13 protein-coding genes are annotated in these 12,901 nt (G+C 71.6%); all 13 read right to left on the minus strand.

Translation table 11 applies throughout. The features are described 5' to 3' along the window. Positions 1-32 precede the first annotated feature (32 nt). Positions 33-389: a hypothetical protein gene (locus tag LFM09_RS36350; RefSeq protein WP_414101136.1), complete on the minus strand. Its 357-nt coding sequence runs from the start codon at positions 387-389 to the stop codon at positions 33-35. Next, positions 373-783, minus strand: coding sequence for an Hsp20/alpha crystallin family protein (locus tag LFM09_RS36355; protein ID WP_414101137.1), 411 nt, complete (start codon positions 781-783; stop codon positions 373-375). Before LFM09_RS36355 ends, LFM09_RS36350 begins: the two co-directional genes overlap by 17 nt. Beyond that, positions 780-1,601, minus strand: coding sequence for a polyphosphate kinase 2 (ppk2, locus tag LFM09_RS36360; RefSeq protein ID WP_414101138.1), 822 nt, complete (start codon positions 1,599-1,601; stop codon positions 780-782). The genes LFM09_RS36355 and ppk2 overlap by 4 nt, the downstream gene beginning before the upstream one ends. Then, positions 1,601-4,126, minus strand: a complete 2,526-nt coding sequence (locus LFM09_RS36365; protein WP_414101139.1) for a cation-translocating P-type ATPase — start codon at positions 4,124-4,126, stop codon at positions 1,601-1,603. Before LFM09_RS36365 ends, ppk2 begins: the two co-directional genes overlap by 1 nt. After that, positions 4,107-4,502, minus strand: coding sequence for an HPP family protein (locus LFM09_RS36370; RefSeq protein WP_414101140.1), 396 nt, complete (start codon positions 4,500-4,502; stop codon positions 4,107-4,109). The genes LFM09_RS36365 and LFM09_RS36370 overlap by 20 nt, the downstream gene beginning before the upstream one ends. Further along, positions 4,499-4,954, minus strand: coding sequence for a universal stress protein (locus LFM09_RS36375; RefSeq protein ID WP_414101141.1), 456 nt, complete (start codon positions 4,952-4,954; stop codon positions 4,499-4,501). The genes LFM09_RS36370 and LFM09_RS36375 overlap by 4 nt, the downstream gene beginning before the upstream one ends. Positions 4,955-4,977: 23 nt before the next feature. After that, positions 4,978-7,572 (minus strand): GNAT family N-acetyltransferase, encoded by a 2,595-nt coding sequence (locus LFM09_RS36380; RefSeq protein ID WP_414101142.1) that lies wholly within the window; start codon positions 7,570-7,572, stop codon positions 4,978-4,980. 33 nt (positions 7,573-7,605) lie between these two features. After that, positions 7,606-8,115, minus strand: a complete 510-nt coding sequence (locus LFM09_RS36385; protein ID WP_414101143.1) for a universal stress protein — start codon at positions 8,113-8,115, stop codon at positions 7,606-7,608. Between the two features lie 76 nt (positions 8,116-8,191). Then, positions 8,192-10,270: a DUF4010 domain-containing protein gene (locus LFM09_RS36390; protein ID WP_414101144.1), complete on the minus strand. Its 2,079-nt coding sequence runs from the start codon at positions 10,268-10,270 to the stop codon at positions 8,192-8,194. Between the two features lie 3 nt (positions 10,271-10,273). Continuing rightward, positions 10,274-10,489: a DUF1918 domain-containing protein gene (locus LFM09_RS36395; protein WP_414101145.1), complete on the minus strand. Its 216-nt coding sequence runs from the start codon at positions 10,487-10,489 to the stop codon at positions 10,274-10,276. 182 nt (positions 10,490-10,671) lie between these two features. Then, entirely contained in the window at positions 10,672-11,550 is an 879-nt protein-coding gene (locus tag LFM09_RS36400) for a universal stress protein (RefSeq protein ID WP_414101146.1), read from the minus strand. Beyond that, complete coding sequence (locus LFM09_RS36405; RefSeq protein ID WP_414101147.1) at positions 11,550-12,119, minus strand: HPP family protein; 570 nt, start codon at positions 12,117-12,119, stop codon at positions 11,550-11,552. The genes LFM09_RS36400 and LFM09_RS36405 overlap by 1 nt, the downstream gene beginning before the upstream one ends. A 25-nt stretch (positions 12,120-12,144) precedes the next feature. Continuing rightward, complete coding sequence (locus tag LFM09_RS36410) at positions 12,145-12,837, minus strand: hypothetical protein (RefSeq protein ID WP_414101148.1); 693 nt, start codon at positions 12,835-12,837, stop codon at positions 12,145-12,147. Positions 12,838-12,901 lie beyond the last annotated feature (64 nt).

The following is a 12,901-nucleotide window of genomic DNA, read 5'->3' on the forward strand; positions in this document are numbered from 1 at the left end:
CGTGCGCCTCCAGCAGCGCCGCCTCGGCGGGATCAGCCCGGCGAACCGGCCGGCGTCGTCCACGACCGCCAGGCCGGGTCCGCGTGCTGCACCTCCTGCCAGGCCACGTGTTCCTGGTCCGCGCCTGGCCGCACGACCGGTGGCGTGGCGTCCACGACGTCGCGGATCCGGTCCTGGGGGCTCGCGGCCGGCAGCCGTTCGACGGTGAGCAACCCGACGAGCGCGCCGCCCCGGCACACGGCCAGGACGGACGCGCTGTCGAACCGCTTGCCGAGCAGGCCGCGCAACGCCGCGTCAGCGGTGTCCTCCGCCGTGACGACGGGAACGTTCACCGACGCGTGCGCCGCCTCGGTGCACACGCGGTGGTTCAGCTCATTCGGGCTGGACATCGATCGCGATCTTGCGTTCCTCCGGCGCCGCCGCCAGCGGAACGCGCACCTCCAGGATGCCCTTCTCGTACTTCGCGGCGATCTTCTCCGCGTCCGCTCCCGCAGGCAGCGTGACGGAACGGGTGAACGAGCCGTAGTGGAACTCGGTCCGGTGCTGTTCCTTGGTGGTCTCCTCCCGCTTGGCCGTGATGGTCAGCACTCCGTTGGCCGCGCTCACGTCGATGTCCTTCGTGGCGTCGAGTCCCGGGAGCTCCGCCCGGACGACGTAGGCACCCTTCTCGACGAAGTCCTCGATGTGCATGGGGTGCCTGGACGAGAACGGCCAGGACGTCTCGAACATGTCCCAGAGGTCGGGGATCAGTGCCCCGACGGGACGACGGGCGAGCGAAGTCATGTCCTCACCTTCCTGTTGTGGTTGTCTCGCACCAGCCCCGCGGCGTGATCCGGAACCTCCGTCTGCAGGGCACGTGCGGTGCGCTGATAGCCCGTCGACGACGGGCGGTCGGGCAGGGTGATCCGCGGCGCGGTCACCTCGTGGTAGTCGATCGTGCTGATCAGGTGGGCGATCATGTTGATCCGCGCGCGCCGCTTGTCGTCGCCTTCGACCACGTACCAGGGAGAATCGGCGATGTCGGTGTGCACCATCATCTCGTCCTTGGCGCGCGAGTAGTCCTCCCAGCGCGTCAGCGACTCGAGGTCCATCGGCGAGAGCTTCCACCGCTTGAGCGGGTCGTCGAGGCGCTTGCGGAAACGGCGTTCCTGCTCGGCGTCGCTGACCGAGAACCAGTACTTGCGCAGCAGGATCCCGTCCTCGACGAGCATCCGCTCGAACAGCGGGCACTGCCGCAGGAACAGCCGGTGCTCCTCCGGCGTGCAGTAGCCCATCACGTGCTCGACGCCGGCGCGGTTGTACCAGCTGCGGTCCAGCAGCACGATCTCCCCCGCGGCGGGCAGGTTGGCCACGTAGCGCTGGAAGTACCACTGGGTGCGTTCCCGTTCGCTCGGCGCCGGCAGCGCCACGATCCGCGCGACACGGGGGTTGAGGTGCTCGGTGATCCGCTTGATCGCCGAGCCCTTGCCGGCGGCGTCGCGGCCTTCGAAGACCACCACCAGCCGCGCCCCGGTCTCCCGCACCCATTCCTGCAGCTTCACGAGCTCCGTCTGCAGCCGCAGCAGTTCCTGCTCGTACACCTCGCGGTTCAGCCGTTGCATCAGGCTCCCCTCCGCCTGCGGTGCCACCACTTCTCCAGCTCCACCAGGACGTACGACACGGCGCTCAGCGCCACCACCACGAGCCAGGGCTCCCAGCCGAGAGGCGCGGTGTGGAAGAGCGAGTTCATGAACGGCACGTACGTCAGCAGCATCTGCAGCCCGATCGTCAACGCGACACCGACGAGCAACCACCGGTTCGGTCCGGTGCGCGGCCGGAACCGCTCCAGCGACCGGCAGTTGGACAGGTAGGCGATCTGAGCGCCGACGAACACGTTCACCGCCACCGTGCGCGCGACGTCCAACGACGCGCCCGACGACAGCTGCCAGCGGAAGGCACCGAACGAGCACGCGAGCAGAATCGCCGAGACGAACAGGATTCGGCCGACGAGCTGCTTGGTCAGCAGCGGCAACGACGGCGGCAACGGCGGCCGGCTCATCACGTCCGACTCACGCGGTTCGAACGCCAGCGTCAGTCCCAGTGCGACGGCCGTGGTCATGTTGATCCACAGGATCTGCACCGGCAGGATCGGCAGCGCCGCGCCGAGCAGGATCGCCGTCAGGATCACCAGGCCCTCGGCCATGTTGGTCGGCAGCGTCCAGATGATGAACTTGCGCAGGTTGTCGAAGACCGCGCGCCCTTCCTCTACGGCAGCGCGGATCGACGCGAAGTTGTCGTCGGTCAGCACCATGTCGGCCGCCTGCTTGGCCACCTCGGTGCCGCCCTTCCCCATCGCCACACCGATGTCCGCGCGCCTCAACGCGGGTGCGTCGTTCACGCCGTCGCCGGTCATCGCGACGACGTCACCACCGGCCTGGATCTCCTTCACCAGTCTCAGCTTCTCCTCCGGCGCCACACGGGCGTGCACAGAGGTGATCCCGAACTCGGCCGCGATCGAGCGCGCTGTGGCCGGGTGGTCGCCGGTGATCATCTTGACCTCGATCCCCGCGGCCTGGCAGGCGCGCACCGCCTCGATCGCCTCTGGACGCGCGGGATCGTGCATCGCGACGACGCCCAGCAGCTCCACGTTGCCCTGCAGGGCTTCCTCGGACAGCTCCACGCCCGCCGCGCGACCGATCGCCAGCACTCGCAGGCCGGCGTGGGCCAGTTCCTCGGCCTCGGCGCTGTGGTCGAGCCCCGCCAGCGCGAGTACCCGTTCGACCGCGCCTTTCACGTACACCACGTCGTTCGCGTGCCGGGTCGCCATGAACAGGCGCTCCGAGCTGAACGGCAACGCGTCCACCCGCTCCGGCACGTCGGCCTCGGAGAGCCCGGCCTTGCGCGCCACCACCACGAGCGCGGCCTCGGTCGGATCACCGACCGGCAACCAGCGTCCGTCCTCCTCGACGATCCGCGCGTCGTTGCACGCCAGCCCCGCCAGCAGACACTCGCGCAACGCAGGAGTCACCGGCGGCGCAACGGTTCCACTCGGGTCGTACCCGATGCCGGACACCTCGTACCGCGTGTCGCCCGCGATGACCGTGCCGACAGTCATCGCGTTGGCCGTCAAGGTTCCTGTCTTGTCCGTGCAGATGACCGTGGTGCTGCCCAACGTCTCCACGGCGGGCAGCCGCCGGATGATCGCGTTGCGCCGCGCCATCCGCGCCACCCCGATCGCGAGCGTCACGGTGACCGCGGCGGGCAGTCCTTCCGGGATCGCGCCGACGGCAAGAGCGACAGCGGCGGTGACCATCTCGGCGAACGGTTCGCCGCGCAGCAGGCCGACCACGACGCTGACCGCCGCGAGCGCGAGGATCACCACGGTCAGCACCTGGCTGAAGTGCGCGAGCTTGCGGGTCAGCGGGGTCTGCACGGTCGTGGTCGTGCTCACCAGGCGGTGCACCCGGCCGATCTCGGTGTCCGCACCGGTCGCGACCACGACGCCACGTCCGCCGCCCGCGGTCACCAGCGTGCCGGAGTAGGCCATGTTGGCGCGATCGGCCAGTGCGGTGTCCGACGGCAGCGCCACCGGGTTCTTCGTCACCGGCACGGACTCCCCGGTCAACGTCGACTCGTCGACACGAAGTTCCTTCGTGGACATCAGCCGCAGATCGGCGCCGACCTGGTCCCCCGCCTCCAGCACGACCAGGTCGCCCGGCACGAGCTCCGCCGAGGGAACGCGCGCGGTGAGTCCGTCGCGCACGACGGTGACCTCGGTGCGCACCATCTCGGTCAGCGCGTCCAGTGCACGTTCGGCGCGCGCTTCCTGGACGAACCCGATGATGGCGTTCACCACGACCACGCCGAACACCACCGACGCGTCCACGACCTCGCCGAGGACGGCGGTGATCGTCGCGGCCGCGAGCAACACGTAGATGAGCGGGTGGTTCAGCTGCCCGAGCAGCCGCACCACCCAGCCCGGCCCTCGGCGTGCCGGCAGCACGTTGGGGCCGAGCTGGGCGAGCCGCTGCCGCCACTGGGCGGTCGAGAGCCCGGCGCCGGAATCGGTCTCGGCGAGCAGGACGACCTCGGCCACCGGCAGTCCGTGGTGGACGACGTCCTCGCGGTCAGGCGCGGTGACCGGCATGGTCCACCCTCAGGTGCGGATCGTCGTGGCTGAGCGCCCGCAGCACGTCGAGACGGGTGACCACGCCGACGACCTGTCGCTGGTCCAGGACCGGCACGCAGATCGCCTCGTAGCGGGTCATCGCGTCGAACAGCGTCTCGACGTCGAAGTCGGGCCCGACCGTCAGCTCCGGCTGCGACATGACCCGCTCGACCTTGGGAGCGTCCTCGTCGCCACGCCGGCAGCCGGCCTTGGTCACCACGCCGAGGAAGACGCCCTCGTCGACGACCGGCAGCATCGTGAGGCCGAAGTCGTCCATCAAGCCCTCGGCGTGGCGGGCGAAGTCGCGCGGCCCCACGGTGATGAGGGGTCGCGCGACCAGGTCTCGTGCCTTCATCGCGTGCTCTCCGCGTGCTCGCGGTCGGTCACCGGGATCACCACCACCGGAGCGTGCGCGTGGTGCACGACGTGCATGCTGGTCGAGCCCAGGATCATCTGCCGGATCCGGTGGTCGGTGTGCGAGGCGACGACCAGCATCGCCGCGCCCTCCGACGCCGCCTCCAGCACCTCGGCCGCGTCACCGCGCAGGCTGCGCCGCACGATCTCCGGCTGGTCGGTCCTGCCCTGCAACGCGCGCTGCAGCGCCTGCTCGACCAACTGCTCGGACGCGGCCTGCTCGCGCTGCGCGGAGGTCTCCGTCCAGTCGACCAACGCCTCGTACTGCCAGGCGTTGACGACGTGCAGTGGGCAACCGCGCGTGACCGCCTCGTCCACCGCCCACACGAGTGCGCGGTCCGACGCCGGCGTCCCGTCCACGCCCACCACGATCGGGTCTGATTTCGTGCTCATCTCGATCTCCTCGTCTCGTGTTGTCAGCTGGTCCGCAACCGCCGCAGGAACGGGTCGGTCGGCCGTGCCGGAGCGACGCGGACCCTGGCGTCCACCACCAGGCATCCCTTCTCCGACACGACGAGCGGGTTGATGTCGAGCTCGACGACCTCCGGCAGTGCCGCAGCGAGGGCGGCGACCCGCAGCAGGACGTCGCGCACGGATTCCTTGTCGGCGTCCGCCAGCGCGGCACCGGCCGCGCGGAAGCTGTGCAGCAGGCCGTCCGCGTCCGTTGTGGACAGTGGCGCCAGCGCGGCCGCCCTGTCGTCGATGACGTCGGTGTCCACGCCGCCCAGTCCCGTCACGACGAGCGGGCCGAACTTCTCGTCGGTGGCCACACCGACGAGGAGTTCCCTCCCGCCGTCGGCCATCGGCTGCACGAACACGCCGCGCAACCGGTCGCCGAAGCGTTCCTGAAATGCGTGGAACGCTTCCGCCACACCGGCGGCGTCGGCGACACCGAGTTCGACACCGCCACCCTTGCTCTTGTGCAGCAGGTCGTCGGCCACGGCCTTGAGCGCTACCGGGGCGTCGTACGCGCGTTGCGCCGACACCGCGTGCTCGGCCGTCGTGGTGAACGTGCCGCCGAGCACCGGCAGGTCGAACGCCTTGAGCAGCGTCACGACCTCGTCCGGCGTGAGCCACCCCTCGCCGCGGCGAGCCACGATCGCCTGCGCGGTGGTCAGGTCCACGCCGTCCAGCTCGGGGAACTCCGCGGGCCGGGCGAGCCATTCCGCGCGCTCGGCCAGCCTGGCGAGCGCGGCGGCCGCGCGGGCGGGTTCGGCGTAGCAGGGCACCTCGTCCGCGAGGCGTTCGGTCTGACCCGTGCGCACGGCCAGCACGGGCTTGCCCTCGACGCGGTGCACTCCCCCGGTGGGGTCGCCGAGCGCGGTCGGCACGGTCACCGTGATCACGGCGTCGACGGCGGGATCGGCTCCGATGACGTCCAGGCACCTGGCGAACGTCGCGTCGTCCACGACAGCGGTCGTGTCCACCGGGTTGTGCGCGCTCGCGGCCGGAGGCACCAGTTTTCGCAACGCGGCGACCGTCTGGTCGGAGAACTCCGCCACGTGCAGTCCCTCGCGCACACACGCGTCCGCTGCCAGGACGCCGAGCCCGCCGGCGTTGCTCAGCACGGCGACAGAGCGGCCTTCCGGCAGCGGTTGCCAGCTCAGGGCCATCAGCACGTCGGTGAGCTCCGGCACGCTGTCCACCGCGATCACCCCGGCCTGGCGGAACAGCGCGTCCCTGGTGACCGAGGGCGTCGCCGTCGAGGCGGTGTGCGAAGCGGCGGCGCGCTGTCCTGCCTCACTGGTGGCGGACCGGATCGCGAGCACCGGCTTCTCGCGGGTGACGCGCCGGGCCACCCGGCCGAACTTGCGCGGGTTGCCGAAGGATTCCAGGTACAGCGCCACGAACCGGGTCTCCTGGTCGTGTTCGCACCACATCAGCAGGTCGTTGCCGCTGACGTCGAGCTTGTCGCCGGTCGACACCAGGCTCGACAGCCCGAGGCCCAGGCGCCGCAGCTCCTCCTGCACGCCGATCGCGATGCCGCCGGACTGGGTGACCAGCGCGATGTCGCCCGCGAGGGTGCTGTGGGCGGCGAAGGTGGCGTTCATCCGGACCGCGGGCGAGCTCGTCGACACACCCAGGCAGTTCGGGCCGACCAGCCGCATGTCGTGGCCGCGCATGACCTTCATCAGCTCGTCAGCGTCCACACCGGACGAAATGACGACCAGGGCGCGCACGCCGCGGCGCCCGCACTCGTCGGCCACGCCGGGCACGGCCTTGGCCGGCACGCACAGCACAGCGAGCTCCGGTGGTTCGGGCAGCGCGGTCACCGAGGCGTAGCAGTCGACGTTGGCGACGGACTTCGCGTGCGGGTTCACCGCGTACAGATCACCGGTGAAGTTCGCCTCCACCAGGTTCCGCAGCACCGCGTGGCCAACCGAGTCCGGCGACCGGCTCGCGCCGACGACGGCGATGGATCCCGGGCGCAGCACGTGCGTGAGGCTCGCGACGTCGGCGACGGCCTCGCGTTCGGCGACGGCGTCGAGATAGCGGTCGCAGGCCTCCAGGCCGAGGTCCACGTGTACGACGTCGCCGTCCGGCACGACCGTCCACACCAGACCCATGTCGGTGAACACCCGCAGCATCCGGAAGTTCATCGCGAGGACTTCCGCCTTGAACCGGCGCACGCCGCGGCCGCGGGCCAGGGAGACCAGGTGTTCGAGCAGCAGCGTGCCGATGCCATGGGTCTGCTCGGTGTGCGACACGACCAGCGCGACCTCCGCGCAGTCGGTGTCGCCGAGCACGACGTAGCTCGCCGCACCCAGCAGCCGGTCGCCTCGCAGGGCGCCCAGCACCACGTGGCGCGGTACGTCAGGGGACACCATCCGCTGCACGAAGTCCTCGAGCTGTCGCGGTGAAGTGCTGAAGAACCGCAGGTACTGGTCCTCGACCGGCAACGACCGGTGCAGCTCCAGCAGCGCCGACACGTCCTCAGGCCCCAGCTCCCGGACGGTCACGGCTGTTCCGTTCGTGAGCAGTGCCCGCACGGGTGCCTGTGACGGGGTCATGTCGATCCTTCCTCGGCGGAGATCCGCGAACGGTCAGAGCAGGGGGCCGGGGGTGAGCGGCACGGCTTGCCGGGCTTGCGCGGGCTCGGTCTCGGCTTCGGCCTTGGGCGCGCGGATCACGACCACCGGGCACGCGGCGTGGTGCACGCAGTACGAGCTGACCGAGCCGAGGATCGCCTCGACGATCGGCCCGTGCCCGCGACTGCCCACGACCAGCAACTGCGCGTCCTCGGACGCCTTGACGAGCACGGTCCTCGGATCGCCCTCGACGAGCACCCGCAGGATCTCGACGTCCGCGAACCCCTCCACCGCGCCGTCCAGCACGGCCTGCTGGGCGGCCCGCCTGCTCTCCGGCGTGAGCTGCACACCGATCTCGGCGGGCATCGGGCCGACGATCATGCCGTAGTCCATGTGCCACGCGGAGACCGCTTCGACCCGGCAGCCACGCCGCCGGGCGTCCTCCACCGCCCACCGCAGGGCTTCCCGTGCGGCCGGGGATCCGTCCACGCCGACCACGACGGGCCGGGAATCCTTCTCGCTCATGCACTTCAGCCTCGCGGTCAGCGCCGCGGGCGGTGAGTGTCCGGGGTCCTCTGGCGTTCGGGACCTTCGACCTGGGCTACCACGCCATCCCGAGTGCCACCGCGGCGACGGCGGGGACAAGCCACGCGCCGAGCCGCAGCGCGAACCGCGGCCCGCCCGTCACGGTGGCGAGAACCAGCTTCACGACGGTGTTCGTGGCCAGCGCGGCGCCGCACGCGAGCACCGCGGTGTGCACCGGAATCGACTGCGGCGCAAGCGAAGCGGCCGCGATCGCCGCGGCGTGCGCGTCCGCTAGGCCACCGATCGCGCCGGCGGCCACCACTCCCCCGCCACCGAGCCATTCCGCCGCCGCACGGGTGGCCACGAGGAACAGCACCAGGATCGCCGCCAGCGACAGCGCCGCCTTGAGCGACATGGGCCTGCTCCCCACGGGCTCGTCGTTCCCCACGGGCCCGTCGTTCCCCACGGGCCCGTCGTTCCCCACGGGCCCGTCGTTCCCCACGGGCCCGTCGTTCCCCACGGGCCCGTCGTTCCCCACGGGCCCGTCGTTCCCCACGGGCCCGTCGTTCCCCACGGGCCCGTCGTTCCCCACGGGCCCGTCGTTCCCCACGGGCCCGTCGTTCCCCACGGGCCCGTCGTTCCCCACGGGCCCGTCGTTCCCCACGGGCCCGTCGTTCCCCACGGGCCCGTCGTTCCCCACGGGCCCGTCGTTCCCCACGGGCCCGTCGTTCCCCACGGGCCCGTCGTTCCCCACGGGCCCGTCGTTCCCCACGGGCCCGTCGTTCCCCACGGGCCCGTCGTTCCCCACGGGCCCGTCGTTCCCCACGGGCCCGTCGTTCCCCACGGGCCCGTCGTTCCCCACGGGCCCGTCGTTCCCCACGGGCCCGTCGTTCCCCACGGGCCCGTCGTTCCCCACGGGCCCGTCGTTCCCCACGGGCCCGTCGTTCCCCACGGGCCCGTCGTTCCCCACGGGCCCGTCGTTCCCCACGGGCCCGTCGTTCCCCACGGGCCCGTCGTTCCCCACGGGCCCGTCGTTCCCCACGGGCCCGTCGTTCCCCACGGGCCCGTCGTTCCCCACGGGCCCGTCGTTCCCCACGGGCCCGTCGTTCCCCACGGGCCCGTCGTTCCCCACGGGCCCGTCGTTCCCCACGGGCCCGTCGTTCCCCACGGGCCCGTCGTTCCCCACGGGCCCGTCGTTCCCCACGGGCCCGTCGTTCCCCACGGGCCCGTCGTTCCCCACGGGCCCGTCGTTCCCCACGGGCCCGTCGTTCCCCACGGGCTCGCCGTTCCCCACGGGCTCGCCGTTCCCCACGTCGGCCGGCTTCGTGCGCCACACCAGCCACGCGACCTCGGCCAGCAGCACCACCAAGCCCGCGCCGATCGGGGGCAGCAGGCTCAGGGCGGCCGGTGGACTCGCGATCGCGGTCACCGCGAGGATCTGTGTGAGCGTCGCGAGGTTCACCGCCACCGCTCCGGGAAACACAGCCGCACCAACGACCCGGTACTTCCGCGCCATCACGGCCGTTGTCGCCGAACCGGACACGAAACCGCCGGCGAACCCCGTGACCAGCAGCCCCCAGCGCTCGCCGAAGGCCCTCGCCGCGACGTAGCCGGCCCAGCCGATGACCGTGACCGCGATGACCAGCCACCACACCCGTGCGGGGTTCAGCACCCCATAGGGGCCGAGCGGCCGGTTGGGCAGCAACGGCAGCACGACGAACGCGACGACGAACAGCATCATCGCGTCACGCACGTCCTGATCGCTCACCACCTTGCGCGCGAACCGGTGCAACGGCCGTTTCGCCGCCAGCAACGCCGCGGCCGCCACTCCCACCGGGACCGCGAGCTCCGGGCGCGACCACGCGAGCGCGCCGAGCAGGAACGTCGCGATGGCGGCGATCTCCGTCGTCGCACCGGGTTCGGTGGTGCGCAGGTACCAGGCGATGACCAGAGCGCCCACCGCTGCCAGCGCGACACCGAGCGCGACCGGTGACACCGCGGCGCTCACCGCGCCGGCCACCGCGATCAGCGGAAACGTCCGCGACCCCGCAGGCCTGGTGGAATCCTTCGCGTTGTCGTGCTCGCGCTCCACCCCCAGCAACAGCCCGATCGCGAGCGCCGTCGCGAGGTGGCCGAGCGCGACAGCGGTGTCCACGGCTCAGCCCGCGTGGAGGCGCGCGGCCTCGTCTTCGGCCGTGACCACGTGCGCGTCCGGGCCGGGGAACACCAGCGCCTCATGGTCGGTGTCCAGCCATCGCACCACGTACGGCGGACTGCCGTCCTCGTGCCGCAGCCGCACGATCTGCCCGCGCCGTCCGCCGTGGTCCACCACGGGACCTTTGACGACCAGCCAGTCACCTGCCTTCGCCTTCATGACTTCCCGCCTTCCGCTCGGCTTCTTGCGATCGAGGGTTCGCCTCGCGCGTGCGCGGCAGCAGTGCGGATCGGCTCGCCGCCCTCGTGACGTTGGTCCCTGCCAGCGGTCCGCACGCGTCGATGAAGGGAACCTTCCTCCACCACGCCAGGTGGAAGAAGGTTCCCTTCATCGAGTTCCGGTCAGTCGGCCGGCCGCACGATCGCCAACGGGCACGGCGCGTTGTACACGAGCGCCTGGCTCGTCGAGCCGAGCAGCATGCCGGCGAACCCACCGTGCCCGTGGCTGCCCACGACCACGAGCTGGGCCTCGGCCCCGTACCGCATCAACGCGCGCACGGGCCGATCACGCAGGACAACCCGGTTGACCGCCACGTCCGGGTACTTCTCCTGCCACCCGGCGAGTCGCTCGGCCAGCACCCGGCGCTCGTCCTGCTCGACCTGCCCCCAGTCCACGGTGAACCGCGAGGCGGTGTACGCGCTCTCCACCATGAAGTCCTGCCAGCACATCAACGCGGTCAGCGGCGCACCGCGCACCGACGCCGTCTCGAAGGCGAACGCCAGTGCCGCCTCGCTCGTCGGAGACCCGTCGACACCGACCACGACCGGTCCGCCCGGCACCTCGGTGCCACGCACGACGACCAGCGGGCACTTGCCGTGGGACGCCAGAGCGAGCGCGGTCGAACCGACCAGCAGACCCGTGACGTTGCCGAGTCCCTGGGAGCCGACCACCATCAGCCGAGCATCGCGCGACTCGGCGATCAGCAGGGTCGTGCCGTACTCGCAGGACCTCTCGGTGGTCACCTCGACGTCCGGTGCGACGCCACGGGCGGCAGCGGCGGCCTCGGTGAGCCAGGCGTCGGCCTGCTCCTCGATCGCGTGCCGGATCTCGTTGCCCGTCATCACCATCTCGGGGTATCCGCGGGTCGGCAGCGAGTACCCGTGCACCAGCCTCAGCGGGGCGTGGTGGCGGGCGCACTCGGCGGCGGCCCACCTCACCGCGGCCAGGGCCGAGGACGAGCCGTCGACACCGACCACGACCGGAGCGGCGGGTCCCTTCATCACTTTCCTCCTGTCAGCACGCGCACGCGCAGCACGCCGTGAATCGACTTCGCGAGTGCGACGAGAACGTTCCTGGTCTCCTCATCGGCGTTCTCGGCCCCGATCGTCGCCTCGCCGTCCCGCACGACGACCGTCCACTTGCGACTGCCACCGCCGTAGATGTCGAGCACGCGCTGGACTTCCGCCGCGACGGTCGTGTCGGTCCTGGCCAGCGCGCGGACCAGGTCCCGCCGCGTCACGACGCCCACCACCTCCGAACCGTCCACGATCGGGAAACAGCGGACGCGGTCGTCGACCATCGCGCGCGCCAGCACCGATGCCTGGGCGTCGCCGTCCATGGCCACCGCGGGCGTGGTCATCACCTCACCCACACGGGAGCTGCCCGCCTCGTCGCCGTATCCGTTGCGCAGCAGGTCCGCCTCGGTCAGGATGCCGATCAGCCTCTTGTCGTCGTCGACGACCGGTAGCGCGGTGAAGCCGTGCGACACGAGCAACGCCGCGGCCCCGCGCACGGGTACCTCCGGTTTCACCGTGATCGCCGGGCTGGTCATGATGTCGCGAGCGCGCATGGCGTTCTCCCTTCCGCCTTCGACGCTAGGAACGCGCCGCGCCCGAGGACGCGGTCGTTGGTCCCGCCCCGTCCGGGTCCTTGGCACCCACGTGCAGAAGGGCCTGCGGGAAGCCCGCCAGCCCGTACTGCTCGATCAGGCCGGCCCGCCACTGCTGGCGGTGCATGAGGTGGACCACCGGCCGCACCCGCACCCCCGCCGAACGGGCCGCCAGGACCGCACCTTCCAGCGCCGCCCCGCCCCTCACGTGGTCCGGACGCCCGTCCCCCACCGTCACGACGACCAGCGTGTCCTCGGCGACGCGGTGCAGTTCGGTACCTGCCCAGCGGTTCGCCGCCACCAGGTCGCGCGCGTCGCCGTCGCCGGTGCCGCCGGGCAGCCGGATCGCCTGGTGCTGCGCGAGTTCCTCCGCGGCCGGAGGTTGCCGGCGGTCGGCCTTGACGACCGCGATCAGGTCCGGGTTCGCGTGGTCGGAGGGGAACACGACCTTCGCGTGCCAGCCCGCGACCCTGATCGCGAGCACGATGTGCTCCAGGGCGGCTCCGCAGGACAGCAGCCGATCCATGCCCAACGGGTCGTGCAACGACTTGTGCGCCACCTCGTACAGGTAGACCGATCTGCCGTGCAGCTCCAGCACCCACGGCCTGGTCCCGCTGTACACCGGCGCTTTCCGCGCCGCCTCAACGATTTCCGCTGCCTCTGCCGGATTCCAGCTCATGCCTCGACGATCCCGCCCGCCGTCTGCCCGCCAACAGGGCGGACCGGCACGCCCGGCACGGGCC

The sequence above is a fragment of the Lentzea alba genome (assembly GCF_047445655.1).
Taxonomy (GTDB): Bacteria; Actinomycetota; Actinomycetes; order Mycobacteriales; family Pseudonocardiaceae; genus Lentzea; species Lentzea alba_A.

Bases quoted from the DNA above. Each gene is read 5' to 3' on its own strand.
- LFM09_RS36350 (WP_414101136.1), bottom strand. From the start codon at position 389: ATGTCCAGCCCGAATGAGCTGAACCACCGCGTGTGCACCGAGGCGGCG.
- LFM09_RS36355 (WP_414101137.1), bottom strand. From the start codon at position 783: ATGACTTCGCTCGCCCGTCGTCCCGTCGGGGCACTGATCCCCGACCTC.
- ppk2 (WP_414101138.1), bottom strand. From the start codon at position 1,601: ATGCAACGGCTGAACCGCGAGGTGTACGAGCAGGAACTGCTGCGGCTG.
- LFM09_RS36365 (WP_414101139.1), bottom strand. From the start codon at position 4,126: ATGCCGGTCACCGCGCCTGACCGCGAGGACGTCGTCCACCACGGACTG.
- LFM09_RS36370 (WP_414101140.1), bottom strand. From the start codon at position 4,502: ATGAAGGCACGAGACCTGGTCGCGCGACCCCTCATCACCGTGGGGCCG.
- LFM09_RS36375 (WP_414101141.1), bottom strand. From the start codon at position 4,954: ATGAGCACGAAATCAGACCCGATCGTGGTGGGCGTGGACGGGACGCCG.
- LFM09_RS36380 (WP_414101142.1), bottom strand. From the start codon at position 7,572: ATGACCCCGTCACAGGCACCCGTGCGGGCACTGCTCACGAACGGAACA.
- LFM09_RS36385 (WP_414101143.1), bottom strand. From the start codon at position 8,115: ATGAGCGAGAAGGATTCCCGGCCCGTCGTGGTCGGCGTGGACGGATCC.
- LFM09_RS36395 (WP_414101145.1), bottom strand. From the start codon at position 10,489: ATGAAGGCGAAGGCAGGTGACTGGCTGGTCGTCAAAGGTCCCGTGGTG.
- LFM09_RS36400 (WP_414101146.1), bottom strand. From the start codon at position 11,550: ATGAAGGGACCCGCCGCTCCGGTCGTGGTCGGTGTCGACGGCTCGTCC.
- LFM09_RS36405 (WP_414101147.1), bottom strand. From the start codon at position 12,119: ATGCGCGCTCGCGACATCATGACCAGCCCGGCGATCACGGTGAAACCG.
- LFM09_RS36410 (WP_414101148.1), bottom strand. From the start codon at position 12,837: ATGAGCTGGAATCCGGCAGAGGCAGCGGAAATCGTTGAGGCGGCGCGG.